We start from the raw sequence: 25,093 nt of genomic DNA, 5'->3' as shown, positions 1-25,093 counted from the left end.
ACTCAATTTAATTAAAAGTGGATAAAATTGAGTTAATACTATTTTTAATAAAATTAATCAAATGCTGTCTATTATCAGGATTAGCATGGAATGAAATTATATTATGAAGATTTTTTAGTTTGTCGTATTTATCACTAACTTCATTTATTTTAGGAAACATTACACCCACTGATTCAACCACTGGGTGTTTTTTAGCATAATTTCTTAATTCTCTTGGATAAGTATCGGAAGAAAATATATTATTGCTAAATATTCCATGACTATATTCAAATAACTGTTCTCTAGCATTATTACTAAAATGATGACTAAAAACATTTTGTGGATTTCTATATTTAGTATCAATAATTATGGTTCCCATAAAAACATCTTTAGCATCAAAAACATGAATCCTGATATCTGGTTTATCGTGCTTGTTAACTGTTCTAATGGGTTCTTCAATTGATTTATCTTTAATATGATTATTATAGATGATACTTAATTTAATATTTCTAAAATCATGGTGCATTTTATGATTTAAAACCATATTAATAGGAAGTTCTTGGCTAAGACCATTTTTAACAATTTGCATTGAATCGGTCTCTTCAAAGCAATCTAATAATGATTCAGAAGTTATAATAAACCCCATTGTTTTCAATGCTTCAATTGTCTCTAAAAATCCCCATAATTCATAAAGTTTTTCTGTTGGTTTTGAATCAAATAAGAAATAACGTGGATAATTAATTGTGTCTAAACGAAGATTATAAATTTGATTAAGTAAATTATGTATAAATAAATAATTATGATTTAACAAATAATTACCTAAAGAAGGATTATAATCAAATTTTAAAGGAACCGTTTTCATCCATGAATCACTAAATAATTGATCGATTAATTTCATATAATTATATAGTCTAATAGTTTTAAATGAATTAATTACATCTTTATACCTTTTATATAAATCATATGCCGTTAATTTAATTTTATATAATTCATTTTTTAATTTTATATTATCTGGTATAGCATAATTAATGCAATGATATTTAACATAAAAGTTATTACTACAATGATATTGAGACATTTTCATAACGCTTAAATAATCCAAACCACCAATGAATTTAGTACTCTTACTCCATTTATGTGTAGTGGAGATTTCATTTCTAGGATTTTTAGATATTTTAAAAATTGCATTTCTAAAATCAATAAATTTATTTTCAAAAATTTCTAATAATTTTAGATCATTTTTTAATATTAATGGACCATTTTTAGCCCCGTGAATTCCAAAAGAAGATCCCATAGACAACGCATCAATTTTATGTTCTAAATCGTATAATAATTTATTATATTCACTACTCTGTAAAAACTTGGGATTAACTACTAACCAAGAATAATAATCACAATGATTTCGAATTAAATGAATTATATATTTTCCTGGTAAATACTTGTTAGACTGATTGTTTTCATCGTAAAGTTTTAATTCTAAATCATGTTTAAAACCTTTAATGTAGTAACCATTAGAATCAAAGTGTTTAATATTATTTATTCCTAACATTTCAAGTCCATCAATATATAGCTTATCATCTTTTTTTAAATTAATAATGAATTCATATTTAGTATTTTCATCGTAAATTGTAAAAGTATTTTCAGTTTTTAAGTTTGATCCCTTTCTTGAAAAACTTAATGATTTAGAATTACTTTTATTATCGATTGATATTATCTTAATAACATTAGATAATTTTTGATCCGAATTATGATTATTTAGCAAATCCCATCACCTTTAATTCTCGTAATTTATTTCTTAATGCTTTTTTAGTGATACGAAAATCGGATAAATCATTATATCTATTTAAAATAAAATTAATATTGTTTTCATTATCATCATTCTTATAATCAATCAATGGCATTAACATTTCACGCGTTCCTCTTATTTTAGGAATAATTTTTTGAGCAATTTGATAATCAAATGCACTCGATTCATTAAATCCTAATTTATTATAAAATGATTCAAAATGTGAAACATTTGAAAGAAATTTACCAATACTATTTAAATTACGCCAACTAATTCCAACATCTGGCAAATAATAAGAAATGCTTTGATTTAAATTATCAAAGAATTTTAATTCATTTTTATTAAACGAATAATTATTATGGATAGTTAATTTATAACTATCACAAGAACATGAACCATTTAAAATGTTTTTCCCATCATATTTATAATAATTATTATCATTTTGAAATGGAATTCTCTGTAAACTAATAATATTAGAACGATCCAATACTTTATCAGAGATAGTAAACGTTGATTCATCAACGTTAATAGTTCCTACAAATCTAATATTTGATGGTAATTTTATTTTATAATCTATTTGTTCACTATCATTTAGTTTAGATTTTAAACTTTTATCATATAATCTGATATACCGATCTTGAGGAGCTTTTTCCATCACAGAAAGAAATTGTGAAAAATAATATTCGATTCTAGCTAAATTCATCTCATCAAAAACAATAATATATAACTTATCTGGATGTTGATTAGCTTCAATTAATGTATTAACTAATCCAGAATCTCCAGGATGATACATATTATTCATAGTATCAGCAAATCCTAATAAATCAGCATCATCTTGCCAAAATGGCCTAACCGATATCATATTAAATTGAGAATCATTTTTAATACCCAATGCATCAGCGTAAGCTGTTATAATTTTAGATTTACCCATCCCACTTAATCCGGAGATAATCGTTAATAAATTACTTTTGATTGAAGTATGTAAGTTAATTATATCTGATAATTTAAAATGCAATTGATATTCATTTAGTGTTTTAAAAAATGAATTAACAATCGATTCATCAACATTTAAAGAATTAATTGTATTATCAAGATAAATATTTGATAAATAATACTTGTCTTCAATTTGAGAATAATTTTGCCTTAATTCAGAATTACTAACTTTAATATATTTACTATCATTAAAAGGATTAAAATTTTGATTCTTCTTTGACGAATTATTAATAATATTTAAACTAATATCACAAAAAATATAAGAATATTCATTTACAGATTTCAGAATTAATTTAGATGATAATAAATCAACCTGACCATTTGTATCCTCCAAATAATAACTATTATTCAAGAATTCATTTGATTTATTACTGTCCAATTCATTATTATCATTCAAGATATTATTTTTAAAATTATTATCTGTAATAAAAATTGAAGATATTTTTGAAAAGTTCCATTTATTCTCAATCACATACGCATTATTACAAATACAGTTATAATGATCTTCTTCTTTATATAATTTAAATAAATCAACAATAATCAATTTGTTATTAAAATAATTTTCGTCCACATCTTCTTCATTATCAGATATTTTTCTTAATGATATGTATACTTGTCCATTATGAATTGGATAAGGTAATTCTAAGTTAAAATATACAATTTTCATTAAAATATATTTTTCATTATTATGATGATTAATTCGAATCCCATTCTCTGAATTAAAATATCCCAATATGTATCCATGAATATTATCGTCTTTATATTTATCAATTATTTGTTCATTAAAATTCATAATTAAACCTCCGAAAATAATAAAAATAGATAACAAGTTATTATAATCTCGTCATCTAAAACTTAATTTTCTTCATAAACAATTCTTTTAAAGTTATTTTTATCACTCAATGCTTCATTTAATACCCCTCGCCTAAATAAAGAAACATAAATTGAACATGCTTCAGATTGAGTATTAATGGTTCTTTTAGGATTATCATAAATATCAGTAAAAGCATCATATTCTAATATGCTTTTAGCAATTTTTCGATTCTGATTTAAGGCATTAATATAAATCCAATTGTAAAAGAGAGTCTTAGGAGTTAACGGAAAAACTTTATTAAATAATATAAAAGAATTCAGTTGATCATCATCATTAATCCTGTGAATTTGCTTTTTAGCCTCCCATGGTTTTAATTCTAAAAGTTTTTCCTGAGATCCAGCTTCTTCATATACTTTACCTGCTTGAAATAATTGCTCAACTTTGTATTTACCATGGGTTGTTTCCATGTCTAGATTAAATGCACTAGCATGTTTACCTAAAAATGATTTAGATGCTGAAGATGTCTCAATTACTTTTAAATTAGGAAATTTATTCTTAAATGCATTTTGCAAATTATCAACAGATTTTTGCTTCTGTGATAGTGCAAATCCAGGTTCCCATTTAAAGTCAATACTAACTTTCTTATAATGATTTGATTTATCAATATAATAAACAAAACGACGAGCCATTATTCCCATTCCTCCCATGGTCTAATATCAATATTATCTGAATTCCAAAATTTCATTCTTTTGATTTCATAATTTCTAGAATGTTCAGGAAAAGCTACGCCAAGTAACTTATTTTTAGGGATTCTATCTTTTATCATAACTTCAGCTTGCATATCAGTTGGACGATTAGGAGGATAATTAGCATTACGATATGTTTTACGGCCACGTGCGGCAAGAGTTACTTTATTAAATAATGATTCAAATGCTGTTGGTCCGCTTTCAATAAGTGCGCCATTACGAACAGCTGCATTAGTTTGACAAAATAATGACGTATTATTTATTACACTCGGATCGATAAATACAATTGCCCATTCATGAAAAAGATCATCCTTATTTTTCCGTTCTCTAAAGTTATAAAAACGGGTATTAATTTTTTGAACCGAACAGCTAATGTAATCTTCATGACCATCAAAACGCCTTTTATCAATTTGCTGTAAATATTTGGATTGAGCAATGTGAGTTGTAGACATAAGACCATTATTACTATCATCATTACCAAAAATAAATGGTAAATTACTAGATTTAGTAAAATGACATAAACAAGTTATCCCTCTTTTTTGAATTATATTCTTGTATGGTGTTGAAATTACACCATAATTTTTACTAATTGGTCTAGTTTTTGTCTTTTTTAATTTCTCCTCCATGAAACCAAATATTTTATTTATGTTCATATTTAATCACCACTATCTCTTAATATATTAATTAAATTAGAAAAAAGAAAATCTAAACTGTTTCTTTTATATACTAAAAGCAAACCTTTTCTAGCCCTAGTAATTGAAACGTATATTCTTTTAGCAATAATTGCTTTATCATCATCACTCATTTTATCTTCAATAAGTGTTCGATCAGCTAAATTGTGTTCATCAGAAATTATTTCTGGTCGATCGTAATAACCATTCCCATACATTTGTGGAGTATCAATTCCATAAAGAACCACATTATCAAATTCTAATCCCTTTACTTTATTAATGGTTAAAATTTTAATATTATCAGGAATTTTATTTTTATAATAATCGTTTAAAATATTTTTTACTTGATACATTACATAAGTATTCATGGTAATAATTGCAATACTGGTTTCATTTTTCAACCAATTATTTATTTTATTAATTACACCTTCACTAGAAGATAATGCTTCGTCTTCAGATATTATTCTTGGACATTCACCTTTTTTATCGGAAGGAATCGGTTGAATAAATTTATGATTATTATCATCAAAATACTTATTTCGCAATATACTCTTAGCTAATAGACCAATCTCTCTACTATTTCTATAATTTTTCTTTAAGCGGTATTGTTTTTTAATATTATTTAATCCTAATGATTGCCATGATATTTGTTGTCCAAATATATTTTGAGCTAAATCACCAAACACACTCCAACGCCCATCATTTCGAATAATATAGTTAAGTGCGTTAAACATGCTAGGTGATACATCTTGAACTTCATCGATGATAATATATTTAGGTTTATCATTTTCAGGTATATCTAAATCCGGTATTAATCTGTAAATATCTTTAAAATTAAATAATTTATAATATTTTAACGTCCTTATAAAATAATAATGTTTATAAATACTATACATTGTTTCTCTTTGTTGACTAGATATTCGTTCACTACCTCTTCCAATTCTAGAAACATGAATGTAGTATTTGCGAGCACCTCTATAGTAACCAATTCTATTATCTTGCATCCATCCAATTTCGTTTTTAATAAAATTAATATAATCATTTTTCTGCCAAAGACTTGCATCAGGAAATTGATCTTTGACTATCTGAACAGCTTTAGATATTATTTCATCATCTTTTGATGATTTAATTGCTCGTAAAGGATACTTTAATTCATTATTTAATTTATGTTTTAACCCATATAGAATACTATTAGGTTTAGCAGAATAATGATTAATTAAATAATAGCAATAACTAAAAATTGTCTTTACCTTTATATTATTATATTCGTTAATATCATCATTATTTTTATAATTATTTATATATGTATCGATTGTGTCATTAACTTTACGGTTATAAGTTAAAACAACAATTTTATCTTTTGGATTTGAAATACTAATCCATAATGCGCGATAAATTGCTTCAACAGATTTTCCACTACCCGCAACGCCTAAAACAACTTGATTATCATCATCAGGTAAATATAATATTCGACATTGTTCGCCAATCATTTTAGGTAACTTTCTTTCATCATTCATATCAACAATATTTCTCCTTTTCTTAAATATATATTGATAAAATAAGTATAATTGTTATTAAATTATTTTTCAAATCCATAAAACATTAAAATATTTTTATATTTATTATTTTTATTTTATTTTAATATAATCGTAATTATTAACAAGTGTACTTCTGTTTTACATTAGGAGAAATTATTTTTTTATTTTTACGAACATTTATCCATATTTTAGTGTATAATATTCATATATTAAGAATGTTGAATATGGAGGTCCTATCATGAATTTACTCAAATATATCGATGTCTATCATAACTTTCCAGTGACCGGGATTCGTTTTAACGATGTTTCCAAACTCATGGAAGAACCGAATGTTTTTAAATATATCATTGACCATTTAGCTGATTATGCTAAATCAAACCACGCTGATCTAATTGTTGGACCAGAAGCAAATGGCTTTGTCTTTGGATCCGCTGTCGCCTACAAATTGGGCATCGGGTTTGCACCTGCTAGAAAACCAGGCAAACTTCCTGGTGATTCAGTCGGCATGTCCTACAAACTGGAATATGGTGAAGATTCATTGAACCTCAGAAAAGAAGACGTTCAAGACCGTAAACACGTTGTCATCATTGACGATGTCTTCGCCACTGGTGGCACCTTAAAAACGACCGCAAATTTAATTTCGGATTTAGGTGGTACCGTCGTGGGTGCTGGCGTCATTCTTGAATTAACCAAGTTAAATGGCCGCAAGAATATTAATGGTTTGGATTTAGTTTCATTGCAAAAATACGAGGGATAGTAAATTAATACTGAACAAAAAAGCCTCACAACCACGATTTAACGTCGTAGCTGTGAGGCTTCTTTTTATTTCTTCGCATCGCTTTCTTGTTCATCATTGCGATGGTAATATTTTTTATTTGCTAAATTTTTGCGATTACTATACCAGTTTCCAAACTCTTCATATTTTTCATTCTCGTAGTTATTTTTAATCAAATTGTGTAGATGCAAGAGGTCTTTTAGCATACCATTTTTCATTTTTAAAACCTTCTTTATAAAAAACATGTTGGTTACTTTTTATAAGTCGTATTATAGCACACTTAATATACAAGTCATATATTATGTTTCAATTGTTTAAATTCATGATTCGAGTTAAGATATAGCCAATTTATATTCAAATCATAAGGAAGGAATCACCATGGACCATTCAACACCATCAACAAAAGCAATCATCAAAGAAGCCGCTAGCCTCGCCTTTAATCCGAAGAATATTATCAAGGAATTGTTCCATATGCAACTGGGGCGGGGACTATACATCATCTTTTTACTTTTAATTCAACTCTGCTCATTCTTCATCATTTATACACCCCACCACCTGTCGATCGCACCCGATACAACGTTTATCGGATTACTCGGTTTATTTTCAGGAATCACCGGCATTTTAAATGTCACGATTGAAGCTGATGGAAAAATTACTAATTATTTCTGGGCGATTTTAAACAATGTTAGTTATATTTATATTTCGTTCGTTAGCTATTTATACGGTGAGGTTTATTTAAATTTGTATTTCTTGGTGCTTGAATTTATCGGCATCTACACCTGGACTGCTAAAAATATGAAGAGTGATTCTGAAACGAAAAATGTCGTTGAATCTAAATCACTATCATTTAAAGGCTGGTTCATTTTGATTATCCTTTTCGCAATTAGTTGGTTCGGTATGGGAATCTTTCTACTCCACGTTCCATTTATATCCACAACGCTGGATCCACATCCATGGCTTGACGCCCTAAGCGCCATCGTTCAATTTTACGCCATGGCACTAATGGTCATGCGTTACGGTTCAAGTCAGTGGTTGCTTTGGAACATTGCCAACATGGCAGAAATTATTCTCTGGATTTTAAGTTTCAATCCGATCATGGTTGCCTTCTACGTCGTCAGTTTGACCAATTCAATCTATGGTTGGTATAAATGGACATACATTTTAAAGCAAAACTAAATTATAAAAAGTTATCCACAACCATTTAGTTGTGGATAATTTTCGACTTGTCAAAATTTCATCGGCAAGTTAACATAAATATAATTTATGAAAAAGAAGCCCTATCTATGTCAATCAAAAGAAAATTTGCTACCGTTTTTGCCAGTTTAGCATTAGTATTACCAGTTGGAATCGGTGCCGTTAATCAGCAAGCCCACGCTAGTTATAAGGGACCAAACCAATTTCCAACCGAACTCAGAGGCACATGGTACCAAACATTTAAAAATGTTAGTAACCACGTCAGAACCGTTAAGATTAAGTTTACTAAGCACCATCTTTATATGAATAAAATTAAATTTTTGAAAACTGGATATAACAGCTTTGATAATCGTGGCGATAATTTATTTGTTTCTGTAAATCGTTACGCCCCTAAGCAGACGGGATTCGCTGGAAACGTTTATACAATTGTAAAAGATAAGACAATGAAAAAATCACTTTCAAATGGGATTGTTTACGTTTCAAAGCGTAAAATTGGTGGTCACCATGTCCTAATTACAATGGATCTTGATCATATTCATAGTAAAAAACATTATTCAGCTGATGTTGGTGTTTGGACTCGAACCAAGATCCATCATAATTATTCATACTCTTTAAAGGGTGGCTTCAAAAAAGTTGTAAAGGAAATTGGTAAATAAATTTATACAAAAGAGGCTATTTTAAAATGTTGATTAAAAGAAAATTTGCAATTGCTTTTGCCAGTTTAGCATTAGTCTTACCAATTGGGATTGGTAACGTTAATCAACAAGCCCACGCTAGTTATGCCGGCCACCATGCTTCCCCAACTGAAATCAGAGGTACCTGGTACGTTGACAGTAAAAGCCACAGTAAATTTGCGTCATTTCCAATTAAATACACTAAAGATACTTTGCTAGTTGATAAAGTTCCATTTTTATCCACCAAATATTCCGATTGTGAAGGTGAAGTCGCTCATATTTATCGTTTTCCAAAATCAAAAACTGGTTTTGCTGGAACGGTATACACAATGACGAAAGTTAAATCAATCAAGAATATCACTAACGATAGTGTCTTCTGGCTTTCCCATCGTAAAATCAATGGGCACCGCGTTTTAATGGAAATTGACGTTAATAAATCCAATCACAAACATTTTTCGGCTGACTTTGAAATTATGACCAGAAATAAAATTTATCATAACTATTCATTTACTTATCACGGCACGTATGCCAACGCGAAGAAGTTGATTGGAAAATAAAAAGTTATATATTGAAGTTGGTAGTTAAGAAGTTATTACATGTCTGTGATAACCACAAAAGGCCAGCGCTTGTGTATAAAGCACTGACTTTTTATTTTGATATTTTTAAATAAAATTCCAATTTACACCCTTTTGTAAACCAAAAGTACACTTGTTAGGGTTCAAAAATCTTTTTAGAATTATAACTATATTATATATTGAAAGGTTATGATGATATTAATAATTCTAAAGGGATTAATTTCAAAGCATCAATCACTTATATTAATGTAATTGTCTTCCTCTTTGCGATTGATAACTTATTACGGGGCCTCTTCTCTGGATACCTTAATATTTTATTCATCGTTTATTTAATCGGATCGGCAGCGATGATTACATCAATTTTTACTAACTATAAGCTGTTGTTTCCAGCTGGGATTCTGTTAAACTTAGTGGTTCGACTTTTAATGGGTGTCCCAGATTCAATCGGTGATATCTTCTTCCAAGTGGCATTGGCATTTTGTGTCTATATGCTAATGACCCACATTGATTTAGTTACCTACATCAATCAAGCTTATGGAAGTAAGAAACATCCCATCATATTTGCATTAGCCATCATCATTACGATTGGCGTGATTATTTCGGACATTTCATCCTATTCACCAGCAGCTATCATGCCTGATATCAATACGGTCATCTATCCACTCGCTGATTCTCCATTTGGCCCAATCATCACGATTGTGAAAAGTAATCAATTGTTCATGGTTTGCTTAGTCCTACTAGGTTTCTTCAATTTCAGAGCTGCCAATACGATGATTATCAGTTTATTGTATAAACTGCATGTTCCGATGCCTAAATCAGTGATGCAAACTGCTGCCGCATCAGCATCTTTATACGATGATTACTTACATTCGGGCATTCCAGTCGTTTCATTCCGTGGCGAATATTTAGGCCGCAATCAATGGCTCGTTGATCACGATTCAGTTCAGTATGGATTTGTTAGGGATCGAAGGACCCTTAGCGGCGCCAACCATTCGATGTTCATTTTAATATTTAAATTTCTCTTTGCTTACTGTTATTACATTTTCCTATGGATGTTCTCGTTTGTAGTTTTAGACGTCTACTTTATTATGTATTTGATGCAAAACAGAACCCATTCAAAACAAGCTGAATAATCAAAAAAGAACTAGTCAACGCTAGTTCTTTTTTCGACAATTAATTCTTAAACATTTTATCACCATCATCATTAGTCGAAGTACCAAAAGCAAGGACAAAAATAGTGATGGCAACGAGTTGAACTGCAGGAATGAAAATTAAGATCAATGCCCAAATAATCAGTGCTATTACCACAAATTTAGGATTGGTCAGGTTCCGGTATGTCTTCATCGTTTGAATACTATGAGCAGAATTCATATGATTTAGATAAATTTCAGATTCGATAATGCTATGCGATAAAAGCATATAAGAAATGGTCCAAATTAAATAAATGAACGCGTAAAACAAAGCTGGCCCACGCGCGTTAATTCCTTCTCCGACCCAAGCAGTTGCAAGTGGGATAAATGATGTAATAAACATCCATAGCAAATTGTAAGCAAAGATTCTATTACTGATCCAGTGGGCCTTAGAAAACATATAATGGTGGTTATACCAAGTGATTCCAATGTACAAGTAGCCAACTGAGTACGAAAAAATATACGGAAGCTGTTGGAAAATAGCTGAAAAATGAAGTGATTTGGGAACCTTTAATTCTAGCAGCATAATCGTTAAAATAATTGCAATGACAGCATCAGTAAAGGCTTCAATTCGACTTTTATTCATAAGTATGACCCCCCACCGTTTAATGTTAAATATATATTAACACGTAAAATCATAAATAAACTACAATTAGTTTCAATTTATCTTGCCAGCCCTACCATAATCGGATATAATTACAAATGTGCTTCAATTTTGTAAGTGACCTGATTTTATCAAGCTTACAAAAAAGGTAGCCGACATAATGGCTACCTCTTAAAATTGAATATGTAAGCAGCTCCCCAGATTAGGCCCTGGGGAAACTGAAAATGTATGTTCGAATACATGTTTATAATATCCTATTACATAATTGTTTGTCAAAGATTATTGGGTATGATTTAGCTGCTTAGACCGTGTGGGAGCCAAGCCACACAGGGCTCGATAGTAATATCAACCCCAGTACTAAATTAATTGTGATTGTCAGATGAGGCGACGCAATTAACGGTGGAACATAAAAAGTAGACAGGTCGTAAGGTAGCCACTGCAATAATTGCCTTTAGGTATTCGTAAGTTTCCTATGACACGACAAGGATACCGAACGTGAGTGCTACGGAAAGCATGGTGGCTGAACGTGATGTTAAAAGCATCAGGGGTCGTTAAATGTGTTATTAATCGAACTATAATAAAAATACGTATTAGTAACGTCCATCAAGGGCGTTTTTTTGATGGATTGATCCGAAAAAGTAGGATCGGCAGTTAACGGCGACTTGCCTAAAACGACAAGTCCGAAATGCCATAGGCGATGACGGGGCTCGAGCGACCGACGTGCTGTGGGTGCTTTAGTTTAGTTATGAATTGATTTTGTTTCTTCCCAAACCAGGGGCAAAATCGACTCAAAAACCCTTCACTCCCTCTATGCTGGAGGATGCCTCATCACAGTAATACATAATTTGTAGAACGGAATTTAGAGTGTGGTTGCTAAGCTGGCTACACAATAAATATAAATTAGGAGTTGTTTAAATGCTCAAAAAGTGGTTCGATTGGTCAGGCGTCAACGATTATGTGTTGGCATTCGTAATTCTGTTATTGCTGTTCATGGAATGTATGGTGATATTTGCAAACAGTAGCGATAATCCTAGCAGTGATTCCTATATTATTACATATTTAATTATCGGCTTTATCCTTCATTTAAAATTATTATTTTCCTTTAATCACTTAAAGGTCGTCATTCAATTTACGGTATTATTAGCAATATTAAACGTTATTTTAGTGGTTGGATATTTTATTTATATGTATATTCTTTAAAAAATAAAAGATCGTAATCTAGCAATTGAGCTAAGTTACGATCTTTTATACTTTTGGCATCTTTTTAATTGCCTTGTTGACTTATATTGACAAGAAGTAATTAAAAAAGCCGTCCCAGATACTTTGGCTAGTTGAAGGGCAACTATTTTAATTAATTATCGTTTGTAAACAAAAGTCACTGTTCTTTAAACAGCTTGCTTAGAAAGGATTTAGGATCACACTCCTAAGCTCTTTTTATTTCACTATTATTATATAGCTCATTTCAATTTAAGTAAACTGATAATGATTTCAAAATTACTTTTTATCATTAAATTTAGAACTGATATTCAAATATTCTTTCCCAGCAATCAACAAAGCAGATATTAATGCAACCATTGATGCGAGTGAAAATTTAGTTTTATTTTTCATTATGATGCCCCTATTTAGAACCATCCTAGCATATATCCAATGCTTTTGTTGGTATTTAAAATAATTTAGAATCAAAATAGAAATTAGAATATCTTAGGGGTGATCAATCATGTTTAAATGGTCCAACATCAATGATCGAACGCTAATGTCAATCTTAATCTTACTAACTTTTATGGAATTTATCGTTTTGTCAGTTAATAGCAGTCATCCGCAAAATGGGATGAATTTTGTATGTATCTACACTATTCTAGTTTCATTAGTCCAAATTAAAATCACCAAATCATTTCATACTCAAAACATGATTTTTAGAATCCTGCGTTGGGAAATTATGTTTAACATCGTGCTGGCAATCATTATGATAATATAAAACAAAATAAATAAGAAGTCAGTGTTTTAGAGGGACACTGGTTCTTTTTTATGGCTTATTACAATGAAACTGATTGCATTATAACTAACAATTTTAATATATAACAATGCATAAATTTATTCAATTTTTATTTCTTATAATTGAAATTTCAGCAGCAAATAATAAAGAGACATTAATAATTAGCATTATTCTTCCAAAAATAAATCCTTGAACATAAAATTTATCATTTATTAACATCAAATTTTTAACATCAACACCTAGAGTACCAATCAACGTGTTTATTACTAATATAATTGAAAAAATCACGATTATTTTATGTTTATCATTAAAAATGCTTTTTCTATTATTATAAGTTAAGTACAATGAAACAATTGAGAAAACAAATAAAAATAGTGGAATCATACTAATATGAATTCCATATGGTTGGATCAACTCTAAATAACCCAAAACAATCAGTAATACGTTTAAATATAATAAAAATTTTTTTATTATTGATAATTTATGCCCACCGTTCACTGCATTATTATAAAATTCTACATCTTTATTATTTAATAAATCATCAACAGAAGTATTAAATAGTTTAGCGATTTTTATAAGCGTTTCTATATCAGGATAGTTTTTTCCAGTTTCCCAACGTGAAACAGCTTTACTAGAAACATTCAATTTATTTGCTAAATTTTTTTGAGTTAATTTATTATGTTTTCTATAAAATTTTATTTTATTTTTAAAATTCATTATTGTCCCTCTCATATCAAGAATAAAAGTAATCTATAAAAAATAGATTGCATTTTTCTATTTTTTATAGGTTGTTTTCATTATATTATGAATGCTATTTTAAAATAAATCTTTTCTAAAAGGTGGGTTAATTTTGAAATTAAAGAAGACATACAAAGTAATTATTTTATCAATATCTTTCATAGTTGGAATGACTATTGTTTCACTATTTAATCATGAAAAAATATTAAGTAATGATCATTTTTCAGCATTGATTTTTTCATAGTTTTAGTATCGATTCCACTAATTTCTCAAAATAATCATAAGAAATAAATATTAGGAGCTGACAAACATTAAGAAAAATAAATTTGTGAAATATATGCATATCGCATTTGCTGGGATAATCTTTTTCCTAATACGAATGAGCAGTCATTTTCATATTTTTATGAAATGGAATAAAATTCAAGTTATATTATTCTTTACGGTAGTGATTTGTTTGTATATTTTAACTAATCTTGTTGTCTATCTTGTAAAAAATAGAAATAAATAATCATTTATTAATTTACCACCAAATAGGCCGTTAATTTCACCTTGTCATTTCCCCTGAAAAAGTATATATTGAATATAAAATATGATACAAGGAAATGATCCAAGATGAATTTTAAAAAGTACCTATTTAGCATTTTAGCTAGTGTTGCATTTTTACTAACGATTGTCAGTTTTACTGCAACCCCTGCCCATGCCAGTTATCAAGGGCATTATACAACCCCGACCGAACTTCGCGGCAGGTGGTACCGCTACAATCAATATGAACATAAATATGACATCATGACGGTCAAAAAACATTCAGTGACGGTTAACAATTTTAAGATTAATCGTCACGACCACCATGATGGCAACACCCATTTCTTATATGTCAAAACATGTGAAAATGGTTTAAATCACCATAAGGGCTTATCCTATACCATTACTGGTAAGCAGGATGCTAAAAAAGGTGCTCCCATTATCTACTGGAGTGCAAAATTAAAGAATGGTCAAAGATCATTGAAAGTGTACACCAATATGGGATATTTCTCACAAATCACAACGTGGACTAGGCACAAGGTTCATCATGATACCCCGCAATACTTTGATACATCAAATTGGTTAGCAAAATAGAATATTAAAAAAGCCAAATTTCAATCAAAATGGAATTTGGCTTTTATAATCTTTTTTAAGCTTTAAAATAATTTATTAGTAAATCAAACAAAATTATGATGACATTCGATCCGAAAATCAACGTCGAAATTTCGCCATCTTTAAAATATAAAAGGATTAGTAAAATCAACAAAATTATATTTATAAATATGGATCCAAACCCCAATCGTTAAAATATTAAGCAACATTTTCGAACGATACGCTTTCATAATTAACTTGTCAAAATCCTACTTATGGTATTATTATCTTGAAAATAAAATGGCGGTGTTTAACATGACAGAATATTACCCGATGCTGATGTTTCCCAAAATCATGGTCACAAATATTGAAAAATCAACGAAATGGTACGAATTAGCACTTGGTTTCAAATCAATCTACAAATTTAGAAATAGCAAGAATGAAGTAATATTAAATCACCTTAGATTAAACAAGTATCAAGATATTATGTTGATTCAAAGTGATAACGTGAAAATTGGTAACAGCATTTACTTAAACTTAATGGTCAATGATGTAAAAGCAATGCTCAAATCAGTTTCCCCAAAAGCAATTCAATCCCCAATTGAACAAAAGCCATGGAATGCGACTGAAGCAGTGGTTAAAGATCCGGATGGCCATTTAATTACCCTAACGCATCCCAACATCAGCAAAGAAGATTTAAATCCAAAGACTTTCAAGAAATCCATGCGAAAAACTAGAAGTAAATTGAATTATAAATCTAATCGGTAATAAAAAAGAGAATCCAATTTGGATTCTCTTTTACTTTACTTAATTACATGTTCCTTCATTTGTTTTCGATAGTTAACTTGAAATTCACGATCAACGCTTTCAGGATCGAACGATTGTTGCAAGATTTGTTTCATTTCAATTACGTGCGTTGTCCGGCAGTCAACGCCGTTGAAAGCATCTAATTTCATGATTAGGTACCAGTAAACCAAAGTTGATTCAACTAATCCCTGATTCTTCAATGGATACGTTTCGATTATATCTTGAATTGCTTCAAAATCGTTGAATTGCGGCAATTTCATGCCTTTTCTAGCATCATTTCGAACTAATTTTACGATCTGCTTAAAATCATGATTCACCTTTGATTTACCAACTTGGCTAGCTAGTTTCAACGTCTCAAATAAGTAATCATCATTATAAAATGGTGCTAATTGGTAACCAAGATGTTCTCTGTAATCATAACGTTTCAAAATATATTTAATCTGCAACTGATGCCCCGAAAACGAACTTCTGCTTGTCACTCTCACATAGTAAAACTGAACATCATGATTGGCATATACCAAATTTCTTTCACACTTCATTTTGCATCCTCCTTGAATTCAAAAAGCCGAACTAGAATTAACCAGTTCGGTCTTGCTTTTTCTTCAAGTTGGAAAGTATCGTGGCGTCTCGCCACGACATTTACTTTTGAAATTAATATTTAATTAAGAGGTAATAATTACTTGAAACCACTTTGTCTTATTAATAGATATAGAGTGGATGCAAAATAAAAAAGCCCCTTAGGCTGAATTAACAGTCCAAGGGGCTTTAAGCTAATGTATCAAATCATGCTACATTGATGTATCACTTTATGATACGATATTCAATATGGAGGGAAAGTAATGGCAAACCAAAACGAATCAATCTACCACAGTTGGTTGCGGATCAACAAAGCTAAAATGGGTAATATCATTGATTTAATGAAACACGATGCCAACGCGTGTGAGATTTTGTTTTACCTCATCGACATCATGGACAAAAGTAACCAGCGTGAAATTACATCTGCTGAATTAACCCAGATTACTGGCAAAAGTCGGCAGACGATTTATCGCGGCACCAAAACGTTAAAACAGAAGCATTTTATTGCGGTCGTTAACCACGGTGGTGCCAATCGTTACATTGTGAACGACAGCATCGTTTGGCAAACTAATAACCATAAATATTACAGCAGTTCGGCATTTGAAATTTTTAGAAAGGACCGTAAATTGGAACACATTCAACGGCCTTACACCAAATTACATCAAATCAGACACGGCCGTTAATCCTTTCATTTCAACGGTAATTTGATATAATCGAACTGATTAAAGTGGAATATTGATTTGATTTACCCAAGGAGATCTGAAAATGGCACAAGCATTACTCATTATTGACTATACAAATGATTTTGTTGACGACAAGGGTTCATTGACGGTTGGTAAGCCCGGCCAAAAGCTTCAAAACAACATTGTCGAATTAGCCGATCAATTTCAACAAAGTGGCAACTGGGTTATCTTCCCAACGGACGCTCACCATCCGAACGACCCGTATCATCCTGAAACTAAGTTGTTCCCCACCCATAACGTTAAAGGAACCTGGGGACATAAATTCTACGGCAAAGTCAACGACTGGTATCAAAAACATCACAATGACGACAAAGTCTACATGTATGATAAAACTAGATACAGTGCGTTTGCTAGTACCGATTTAGACATGCGGCTTCGTGAAAGACACATTGACACCGTTCATTTAGTTGGCGTTTGTACTGATATTTGTGTTCTCCATACCGCCATTGATGCTTACAATAAGTGCTACAACATCGTTGTCCATAAGGGTGGTGTTGCCGGTTTAACTCCTGCTGGTAATCAGTGGGCTTTAAACCATTTCCAACACGTTTTGGGTGCCCAAGTAATTAAATAGATAATTTTTAATAAAATTTAGACTAAAAATGCTGCCAAATAATTAAATTTGGTGGCATTTTTATTTATTATTTTTAATAAATTTCAGTTATTTAAATTTTCTTAATCACTTTAGCAGGTCAACAGTATTATCTGGAACACTCTCCTCCCACTGAAATCAATCAACGGGGACTCTATTTTTAAATTAATTATTGATTCTTAGTATTTTCATCATCTGTCGGAATCTGACGTCGTTTTAATTCACCAATCAATTGTTTTCGATCTCGTTCAATTTGACGATTAAGAAGCATATTCTGTTTTAAATGGCGGGTATTTTCATCGATTAAATCCTGCAATTCTTGGTCAGAATAGCCAGAAAGATGTCTCTGCATATAAACAGTTCTTTTATAAGCGTAGTTCAACCATTTATAGCCTAATTTACTAAAATCAATCACACCATGTTCAACACCATAGAATGTTGGTTGATTACTAAAGTGCTCAATGTGTTTCATAATAATATCGCTAACATTTCTGTTCCATACAGCAATCAATGGACCGGCAAAGAATGCAGTAATAACAGTCATGATACCAACAGAGCCACCTGCAAAATATCCTGCAACCATGAATAAAATATCTTGAATTGATCTGACAATCTGATACTTACCATGCGTTTTATCAGAAATAATCGGTGCAATGGCATCATAAGGAGCGGCCCCTAATTTCGATGACATATAGACAGAAGTTCCTAGTGTAAATAAAATCAGGCCAATGACGGCATCACCAATAATAACAAAGAAGTCTAAATGGATTCCCCATGATTCATACATTGCTGAGAACCATTGGATTTCATACCCGACTAATACCATATTAATAATGGTTCCAATCCCGATTTGTTTACGGTCAAAAATCACAACTAATACGAAAATAATCAGGTTAGCAATCAATTGCCATGAACCAAGATCCATTCCCAAAAGTTTAGATACTCCAATGTTTAAAGCTGTGAAGGGATCTAAACCAACGTGTCCTTCACGCATGAATGCGGCACCTAAACCCACTAAGCTAACCCCGGCAAATGCCATGATTGTTCGCAAAACCATGTTGAGAAAATTAGACTGATTACTACTTTTATGATTACTGTTTTTATCAATCGATTTATCCATAAGACCACTCCATTCATATATATTTTATATTATATTAGTTTCTTATTTAAATTATTTCAATCATTTTAATTTAATTTTAATAGACAAAATAACCTTCTAAAGCTAAATCATAGTAATTATTAACTTTAGGAGGCTATATAATTATTATTTTTCAAATGTTTTGGGATCATAAATTCCGATATCATCGACAAATAATTTTCCACAATAATCTTTGCCGTTATCAGTGACCATCCCTTTTTTAGCATAGGCAAAAGTGGAAGTGCCATCTGCTTGAACGGATGTTCCCATAACTTTACCAGTGTCGGCATTCAAACCGGATGGAACATCAATCGAGAATTTCTTTGCGGGAGCATCGTTAATGGATTTAATGATTGGCGGATAATTGCCAGCAACATCGCGTGATAATCCGGTGCCAAAAATGGCATCAACAATCACGGTATATTTAGACCAGTAAATCCGATTAGGATCTAAAATTTTGACACCATAGTGTTTAGCAAAGTTTAATTGCTGCGTTCTTTCGATCGAAGCATGTTTTGGATTACCAACCAATAGTACTTCGGCATCAACCCCTTTATTTTTAAGTAAACGGGCAACGGCTAAACCATCACCGCCATTATTACCGGAACCAGCAACGATTAAAACGTGTTGGAGATCCCATTTCAAACTAAGAATATTCTCAGTACTTTTCAATGCGGCCCGTTCCATCAAGACTAATGATGGAATGCCGACTTCTTTGATTGTATATTGATCAAATGCTCTTGCGTCATCAACTGAAATCGTCTTCAAAATATCACGTCCTTTGAACTGATATATTACTATTCATAACCGTAATAGCACATGCTTAGTAGTGAAATCAATGGAGGTGTTTGGTTTAGTTAGCTAAACGATCAATTAGTGTTTTCAAATTTGGATACTTTGAATTCAAATCATTACGTTTTAACAATTCAAAATCATGATAATCAAAACCAGGTGCAACAACACAGCTAACTAAACCAAAAGCACCTTTGTTTCTTACTTCTGATGCAAATATTGTTTCTTTCGGAACTCGATATTGCAAAACTTCTCCATTGGCAACATTTTTACCTAATTTAATTTCTTTATATTTTCCATCTGGAAATATGCAATGAACACTGATAGATTGACCATCATGATAAAACCACAATTCATCATGATTTAAACGGTGAAAATGTGATGGATGATTATAATCAAGTAGAAAAAGAATTGATGTATAACGATAGCGCATCCCGTTACTTTCTTTAGCAAAATATTGATCATCACTATGGTAAGTTTCTTTAAACCAACCACCTTCTGGATGTTTTTGTAATTCTAAATTTTTAATGTAATCGGCTTGAATTGAAATAACTAGCACTCCTCGATAGTGTAATTGATAAATTTATATTAGTTTATTAATGAATTTAGTTAGCCATCCGCTTCTTATAATCAGTACTATAAGCGTTAGCCGCCTTCATTGCCTGCACAATGTCGTCATCTGAAATTTCAAATGGCATCTGTTTCATGGTATCGTTAGATGCATTCGCAGCATGAGCGACCTTGCGTAATTCTTCATCGGTAACGTTTGGCATCTTTAAATCTTTGAAGGTCGTTGGTAGACCAAGTTCTAAATCAAATTTCAAGAATTTCTCTAATCGTGCTTTATCAGCACCTTCAAGAAATAATTGGGTTAACGTTCCGAAAGCAACCTTTTCACCGTGCATCATGGTATCAACATCCCCATGTAAAACGGTCATCCCATTATAAAGAGCATGGGCAGCAGCTAATCCGCCACTTTCAAAACCAAGGCCACTCATTAATGTATTGGCTTCGACAACCCGATCTAAAGCCTTGCTGTCGACCTTATTTTCAACCGATACCAAAGCTTCTTTGCCGTATTTAAACAAAGTTTCCTGGCATTTTTGTGCAATTGCATTTCCAACCAAAGTCTGTTTAGCATTCAGCATCGTATTACCATCATGCTTAGCAACAGCTTGGGCTTCCACATTGGTTGCCAAGGCATCGCCCATTCCAGAAGCCAAGAAACGGGCAGGCGCTTCAGCTGGTAACTTAGTATCAACTAAAACCAGGTTCGGATTCTGATTATAAAAAAGGTAGTTTGAGAATGAACCGTCATCATGATAAATCACGGATAAGCGCGAGCATGGTGCATCGGTGGATGCCAAACTAGGTAAAATGGCAACTTTAATCTTTAACTTGTCAGCAATCGCTTTGGCAGTATCTAATGTTTTCCCGCCGCCTAAACCAACAATCACATCGGCTTTAAAGTCCTTGCCAATTTTAACCACCCGCTTAATTTCGCGATCAGATGATTCACCTTGAAAAGTAACTGGTTGAACGTCAAAACCGTTGTCTTTTAAGTACTTAATATAACGGTTTCCAACTACTTTTAACGCGTTCGGTCCAGCCAAGACAACTAAACGCTGACCTAATTTTTGAATGTATGATTTGCTATCAAATAAAATATTTTTACCTTGAACATATGATGAAGGACTGCCAAAAACATTTGCCATTTTAATTAGCTCCTTTAATTTCAAATCAAATCAATTATATCTAAATCGATCATTAAAATAAAGTAATCGCTTTCATTTAATTTTAAAATACTGGCATCACCTTGTCATATTTCTGACAGGTGAATGAGAGTTTTGACATGAATTTGGCATAAAATTGACATGTTTTTGGCAGATAAATGGCAGGATATTGTCAGAAAACTGACACATTATTGACATATTTTTGGCACTAATCTGACATAAAAATGGCAGTTAATTGACACTATTTTGTCATAAACATGGCACCTTTTACGCCTATGATTGTGCTATAATTAAAAGTTTAGATAATAAAAGCCAGGCCTAAATATTCAGGCCTGGCTTTTATTTTGCTTCTGATTTTTTAATCTTATGCCCATCTGAAATTAAATTCCAAAGCAGTAAAACCGCTGGAAGTTTAATTGACCAGCCAATTAAGCTTTCTTTCCCCATTAAAATAGGATGGGTACCGTGAAAAGCAAAAATATAAATTAAATCACCAATTCCAATAATAGCTAAGATAAATAGGCAGGCGCAAATTGTAAAGATCGTATCCCAAAACGTATCCACAATTGATTTCCATAGCCACTTCTTAATTCGATTCATTATTTTCCTTCTTTTATGACGTGATTTATCTGCATTATACATGATTTTTAAATAAAAAAATAATTTTTTTATATTTTTAAGGTTATTTTATGGTTCGCCAGATAAACTAGGTTCTAAATTAACAAAGAAGGTGATTCAATTGGTGAAAGTCGTTAGGCAAATCGTCTCAACCAGTTTGCCTGATTTTATAAATACCGTTTTATCATATCTTATGTTTTTAGGACAGCTCTTCAGTCCGGCATTTCTATCGACCATTGGTTACGGAATTACATCCATGATTGGCTTAATTTTCAGTAAACAATGGCGGGTATGTACCGGCAAATCAATTCAAACAATCACAATTAAATATTACTTAGCATACTTCTTTACATGGATGCTTGGTAACTACTTCACAAATTTTGCAATTGGGTATCTACATTTAAATGGTTTATTAATCCCAATTGTTAACCTCATGCTTGTAATTCCCATCAACTGGATTTTGAGCAAGTACTGGATTTTTAAGGAAAAGAAGTGATTTTAATGGAGCATTTTTCAAAATATTTAAAATCAAAACATCCCAAATTTGATTGGATTTTAGCCGCAATTTTACTGGCAGCGGCATTCCTGTACGGATGGCAAATCTGGAAAGCCGGCAATGCTAACAGTTTCTATACGGCTGCCATTACCAGTATGACCAAGAGTTTTAAAAATTTCTGGTTTGCTAGTTTTGATCCAGCTGGATACATTACCGTTGACAAACCACCAGTGGCATTATGGTTCATGGCCATCAGTGCCAAGATCTTTGGTGTCCACGGTTGGAGCGTTGTCTTACCATCGGCTTTAGCTGGTGTAGGATCCGTTTATTTAATTTATAAATTGGTTCAACCATACTTTGGTGCAACTGCCGGTCGTCTAGCAGCACTGGCAATGACCATTACACCCATTGTCGTTGCCGATTCTAGAACTGATAACATGGATTCAATTTTAATCTTCTTCCTATTATTATCACTAATTTTATTGGAAAAAGGAAACATTAAAAAGCAATCACGTTGGATCATCATCAGTTTTGGCTTGATTGGTATTTCATTCAACATCAAAATGCTGCAGGCTTTCATGATTTTACCTGCCATGTATCTCTTTTACTGGTTGGCAGTCAGAAAGCACTGGTTATCAAAGGTGAAAGTGCTTTCCATTTCAACGATCGTTTTAATTATTGCCACCCTTTTCTGGCCACTATCTGTTGATATGACTTCAGCAAGCAAACGTCCATACGAAGGTGGATCTGAACATAATTCCGTCATGGAATTAGCTTTCGGATATAACGGCACCCAACGATTGTTAGGCCAATCAACGGGAACCGGTGGCGCCTTCCCAGGAATGGGGAATCAAAAACACCAGAAATCAGGCAATATGAAACGAGGTGGAATGTTAAATGGTCAACATCGAATGAATGGTAACCGAAGTATGAAGGGTGCCAAGGGCATGACCCCTCTCAATCATAAGCGTGGGATGCAAGGTCACGCGGGTAACAGAGGAGCTGGCGGTGGTGCCTTCAACATCGGATCTGCCGGTATCTTTAGACTCTTCAAAACTCAATTAGGTCCTCAAATCAGCTGGCTATTAGCATTTAGTATTATTGGAATGATTGCCAGTTGGGCATTCTATTCTGACAAGAAGAAAAAATGGTACCACTTAAGCTTCAAACAAAAACAGTTGGTACTATGGCTCGGCTGGCTTGTTCCAGTCTTTGGCTTCTTCTCAGTTGCTAGTTTCTTTCATCCATATTACATGATCATGTTGGCCCCGCCAATTGCGGCGTTCTTCGGCATCAGCGTTCCGATTTTAATTAAATCCGTTCTAAAGAAAACTAAAAATTGGCAATCATACCTGTTGCCAATCGCCATTTTCATAACGGCATCCCTCCAAGCCGTCTATGTTTATAGCTATTATCCATGGCTATCATGGGTAATTGTGATTTCCGGTAGCTTGATTGCGATTAACTTAATTTTCTTTAGCATCAGGAACTTGGTTAAAATGATGAAGCCACTTGCTGGAATTGGCCTAGTGCTAATCATGGCTGCACCAACGTGGTGGTCGTTAACACCCACTATTTCTGCCGAATCATCTGGCATTCCGACTTCTGGTCCTGACCTATTAAGTTCAGGTGGCAACCAGATGGGCAGTGAAAGTAGCGTCAATACTAAAATGTTGAATTATCTTGAAAAACACGCTGGCAACGCTAAGTATCTATTTGCTACTGATGATTCAAGTACCGCCTCTCCTTACATTATTAAGACTGGTAAAGCAGTCATGGCAATGGGTGGTTTCAATGGAACCGACCCTGCCATTTCACTAAGTAAGTTCAAACAACTGGTGAAGAATGGTGAGGTTAAGTACTACTACAGTGGCGGTAAATCTGGTTCAGCTAATAATACGATTGTTAACTGGATCAAGAAGCACGCTAAGAAGGTGGCAACTAGTGAATATCAAAGTTCATCTAGTTCTAACCAAGGCAATTCACCAATGCAAAGGCCAAATTCAAGTTCATCGATGCCATCCCATCAGTTTAATCACCGTGGTAAGCCTAATCAAAAGCCTTCACAAAAAGGAGGTCAACATAGCCAAATGAAAACAATGCAACAACCATCTGGTGGCATGGGTGGCAGTAATGGCGTTCTGTATGACTTAAGTTCAATTCATTAATCGAGGTGAGTTAAGATGGATATTACTCAAAAGTACCTTATCATCCA

28 protein-coding genes are annotated in these 25,093 nt (G+C 32.1%); 14 read left to right on the top strand and 14 right to left on the bottom strand.

Annotation, left to right across the window (positions count from 1 at the left end):
• Positions 1–7: 7 nt before the first annotated feature.
• From WR164_RS00830 to WR164_RS00810, 5 genes are all read right to left on the bottom strand, one after another.
• On the bottom strand, positions 8–1,741 hold the full coding sequence (locus WR164_RS00830; RefSeq protein WP_286135646.1) for a nuclease domain-containing protein: 1,734 nt from the start codon (positions 1,739–1,741) through the stop codon (positions 8–10).
• Positions 1,731–3,551 (bottom strand): McrB family protein, encoded by a 1,821-nt coding sequence (locus WR164_RS00825; protein WP_286135645.1) that lies wholly within the window; start codon positions 3,549–3,551, stop codon positions 1,731–1,733. Before WR164_RS00825 ends, WR164_RS00830 begins: the two co-directional genes overlap by 11 nt.
• Positions 3,552–3,613: 62 nt before the next feature.
• The gene (locus tag WR164_RS00820) at positions 3,614–4,261 is read right to left on the bottom strand and encodes a DarT1-associated NADAR antitoxin family protein (protein ID WP_286135644.1); all 648 of its coding nucleotides are present in this window, start codon (positions 4,259–4,261) and stop codon (positions 3,614–3,616) included.
• A complete protein-coding gene (locus WR164_RS00815; RefSeq protein ID WP_286135643.1) occupies positions 4,261–4,971 on the bottom strand; it encodes a DarT ssDNA thymidine ADP-ribosyltransferase family protein in 711 nt (236 codons plus the stop codon). The genes WR164_RS00820 and WR164_RS00815 overlap by 1 nt, the downstream gene beginning before the upstream one ends.
• Before the next feature lie 2 nt (positions 4,972–4,973).
• Positions 4,974–6,506 carry a 3'-5' exonuclease gene (locus tag WR164_RS00810; RefSeq protein ID WP_286135642.1) on the bottom strand — a complete coding sequence of 511 codons (1,533 nt, stop codon included), beginning with the start codon at positions 6,504–6,506 and terminating at the stop codon, positions 4,974–4,976.
• 259 nt (positions 6,507–6,765) lie between these two features.
• On the opposite strand from WR164_RS00810, the gene WR164_RS00805 reads away from it, so the two are divergent.
• Positions 6,766–7,284, top strand: a complete 519-nt coding sequence (locus WR164_RS00805; RefSeq protein WP_286135641.1) for an adenine phosphoribosyltransferase — start codon at positions 6,766–6,768, stop codon at positions 7,282–7,284.
• A gap of 65 nt (positions 7,285–7,349) precedes the next feature.
• Here WR164_RS00805 and WR164_RS00800 read toward each other — a convergent pair whose 3' ends face one another.
• Positions 7,350–7,520, bottom strand: a complete 171-nt coding sequence (locus WR164_RS00800; RefSeq protein ID WP_286135640.1) for a hypothetical protein — start codon at positions 7,518–7,520, stop codon at positions 7,350–7,352.
• A 160-nt stretch (positions 7,521–7,680) separates the two neighbouring features.
• Between WR164_RS00800 and pnuC the strand changes: the two genes are divergently transcribed.
• From pnuC to WR164_RS00780, 4 genes are all read left to right on the top strand, one after another.
• Positions 7,681–8,478, top strand: a complete 798-nt coding sequence (gene pnuC / locus WR164_RS00795) for a nicotinamide riboside transporter PnuC (RefSeq protein WP_286135639.1) — start codon at positions 7,681–7,683, stop codon at positions 8,476–8,478.
• Positions 8,479–8,585: 107 nt separating this feature from the next.
• On the top strand, positions 8,586–9,152 hold the full coding sequence (locus WR164_RS00790; RefSeq protein WP_286135638.1) for a hypothetical protein: 567 nt from the start codon (positions 8,586–8,588) through the stop codon (positions 9,150–9,152).
• Between the two features lie 26 nt (positions 9,153–9,178).
• Entirely contained in the window at positions 9,179–9,727 is a 549-nt protein-coding gene (locus WR164_RS00785; protein ID WP_286135637.1) for a hypothetical protein, read from the top strand.
• A 197-nt stretch (positions 9,728–9,924) separates the two neighbouring features.
• A complete protein-coding gene (locus tag WR164_RS00780) occupies positions 9,925–10,878 on the top strand; it encodes a hypothetical protein (RefSeq protein ID WP_286135636.1) in 954 nt (317 codons plus the stop codon).
• 40 nt (positions 10,879–10,918) lie between these two features.
• Here WR164_RS00780 and WR164_RS00775 read toward each other — a convergent pair whose 3' ends face one another.
• Positions 10,919–11,521, bottom strand: a complete 603-nt coding sequence (locus WR164_RS00775) for a TMEM175 family protein (protein WP_286135634.1) — start codon at positions 11,519–11,521, stop codon at positions 10,919–10,921.
• Between the two features lie 933 nt (positions 11,522–12,454).
• Between WR164_RS00775 and WR164_RS00770 the strand changes: the two genes are divergently transcribed.
• Both WR164_RS00770 and WR164_RS00765 read left to right on the top strand, forming a co-directional pair.
• Positions 12,455–12,739 carry a hypothetical protein gene (locus tag WR164_RS00770; protein ID WP_286135633.1) on the top strand — a complete coding sequence of 95 codons (285 nt, stop codon included), beginning with the start codon at positions 12,455–12,457 and terminating at the stop codon, positions 12,737–12,739.
• 517 nt (positions 12,740–13,256) lie between these two features.
• Positions 13,257–13,514 carry a hypothetical protein gene (locus tag WR164_RS00765; RefSeq protein WP_286135631.1) on the top strand — a complete coding sequence of 86 codons (258 nt, stop codon included), beginning with the start codon at positions 13,257–13,259 and terminating at the stop codon, positions 13,512–13,514.
• Positions 13,515–13,634: 120 nt separating this feature from the next.
• Here the strand turns inward: WR164_RS00765 and WR164_RS00760 are convergent, their stop codons facing one another.
• A complete protein-coding gene (locus tag WR164_RS00760; protein ID WP_286135630.1) occupies positions 13,635–14,249 on the bottom strand; it encodes a helix-turn-helix transcriptional regulator in 615 nt (204 codons plus the stop codon).
• 133 nt (positions 14,250–14,382) lie between these two features.
• On the opposite strand from WR164_RS00760, the gene WR164_RS00755 reads away from it, so the two are divergent.
• From WR164_RS00755 to WR164_RS00745, 3 genes are all read left to right on the top strand, one after another.
• On the top strand, positions 14,383–14,514 hold the full coding sequence (locus tag WR164_RS00755; protein ID WP_286135629.1) for a hypothetical protein: 132 nt from the start codon (positions 14,383–14,385) through the stop codon (positions 14,512–14,514).
• Between the two features lie 368 nt (positions 14,515–14,882).
• Positions 14,883–15,386 carry a hypothetical protein gene (locus tag WR164_RS00750; RefSeq protein ID WP_286135628.1) on the top strand — a complete coding sequence of 168 codons (504 nt, stop codon included), beginning with the start codon at positions 14,883–14,885 and terminating at the stop codon, positions 15,384–15,386.
• A 312-nt stretch (positions 15,387–15,698) separates the two neighbouring features.
• A complete protein-coding gene (locus tag WR164_RS00745; protein WP_286135627.1) occupies positions 15,699–16,151 on the top strand; it encodes a VOC family protein in 453 nt (150 codons plus the stop codon).
• Between the two features lie 35 nt (positions 16,152–16,186).
• Here the strand turns inward: WR164_RS00745 and WR164_RS00740 are convergent, their stop codons facing one another.
• On the bottom strand, positions 16,187–16,729 hold the full coding sequence (locus WR164_RS00740) for a hypothetical protein (RefSeq protein WP_286135626.1): 543 nt from the start codon (positions 16,727–16,729) through the stop codon (positions 16,187–16,189).
• Positions 16,730–17,029: 300 nt separating this feature from the next.
• On the opposite strand from WR164_RS00740, the gene WR164_RS00735 reads away from it, so the two are divergent.
• Complete coding sequence (locus WR164_RS00735; protein ID WP_286135625.1) at positions 17,030–17,449, top strand: replication/maintenance protein RepL; 420 nt, start codon at positions 17,030–17,032, stop codon at positions 17,447–17,449.
• Between the two features lie 82 nt (positions 17,450–17,531).
• The gene (locus WR164_RS00730; RefSeq protein ID WP_373876890.1) at positions 17,532–18,083 is read left to right on the top strand and encodes a cysteine hydrolase family protein; all 552 of its coding nucleotides are present in this window, start codon (positions 17,532–17,534) and stop codon (positions 18,081–18,083) included.
• A gap of 187 nt (positions 18,084–18,270) precedes the next feature.
• Here the strand turns inward: WR164_RS00730 and WR164_RS00725 are convergent, their stop codons facing one another.
• From WR164_RS00725 to WR164_RS00705, 5 genes are all read right to left on the bottom strand, one after another.
• A complete protein-coding gene (locus tag WR164_RS00725; RefSeq protein ID WP_286135624.1) occupies positions 18,271–19,221 on the bottom strand; it encodes a YczE/YyaS/YitT family protein in 951 nt (316 codons plus the stop codon).
• 144 nt (positions 19,222–19,365) lie between these two features.
• Positions 19,366–20,007: an NAD(P)H-hydrate epimerase gene (locus WR164_RS00720; protein ID WP_309297709.1), complete on the bottom strand. Its 642-nt coding sequence runs from the start codon at positions 20,005–20,007 to the stop codon at positions 19,366–19,368.
• Between the two features lie 85 nt (positions 20,008–20,092).
• Positions 20,093–20,590: a cupin domain-containing protein gene (locus tag WR164_RS00715; protein WP_309297708.1), complete on the bottom strand. Its 498-nt coding sequence runs from the start codon at positions 20,588–20,590 to the stop codon at positions 20,093–20,095.
• A 46-nt stretch (positions 20,591–20,636) separates the two neighbouring features.
• Complete coding sequence (locus tag WR164_RS00710) at positions 20,637–21,746, bottom strand: glycerol dehydrogenase (protein WP_286135623.1); 1,110 nt, start codon at positions 21,744–21,746, stop codon at positions 20,637–20,639.
• Between the two features lie 357 nt (positions 21,747–22,103).
• Positions 22,104–22,364: a hypothetical protein gene (locus tag WR164_RS00705; RefSeq protein WP_286135621.1), complete on the bottom strand. Its 261-nt coding sequence runs from the start codon at positions 22,362–22,364 to the stop codon at positions 22,104–22,106.
• Positions 22,365–22,503: 139 nt separating this feature from the next.
• Here WR164_RS00705 and WR164_RS00700 point away from each other — a divergent pair, with 139 nt between their 5' ends.
• Positions 22,504–22,878 carry a GtrA domain-containing protein gene (locus WR164_RS00700; RefSeq protein ID WP_286135620.1) on the top strand — a complete coding sequence of 125 codons (375 nt, stop codon included), beginning with the start codon at positions 22,504–22,506 and terminating at the stop codon, positions 22,876–22,878.
• 5 nt (positions 22,879–22,883) lie between these two features.
• Positions 22,884–25,046 carry a glycosyltransferase family 39 protein gene (locus tag WR164_RS00695; protein WP_286135619.1) on the top strand — a complete coding sequence of 721 codons (2,163 nt, stop codon included), beginning with the start codon at positions 22,884–22,886 and terminating at the stop codon, positions 25,044–25,046.
• The last annotated feature ends 47 nt before the right edge of the window (positions 25,047–25,093 follow it).

The sequence above is a fragment of the Philodulcilactobacillus myokonensis genome (genome assembly GCF_027923585.1).
GTDB lineage: Bacteria > Bacillota > Bacilli > Lactobacillales > Lactobacillaceae > Philodulcilactobacillus > Philodulcilactobacillus myokonensis.
Note: the sequence above shows the minus strand (reverse complement) of the source record. Positions and strands in the feature narration are given on the sequence as shown.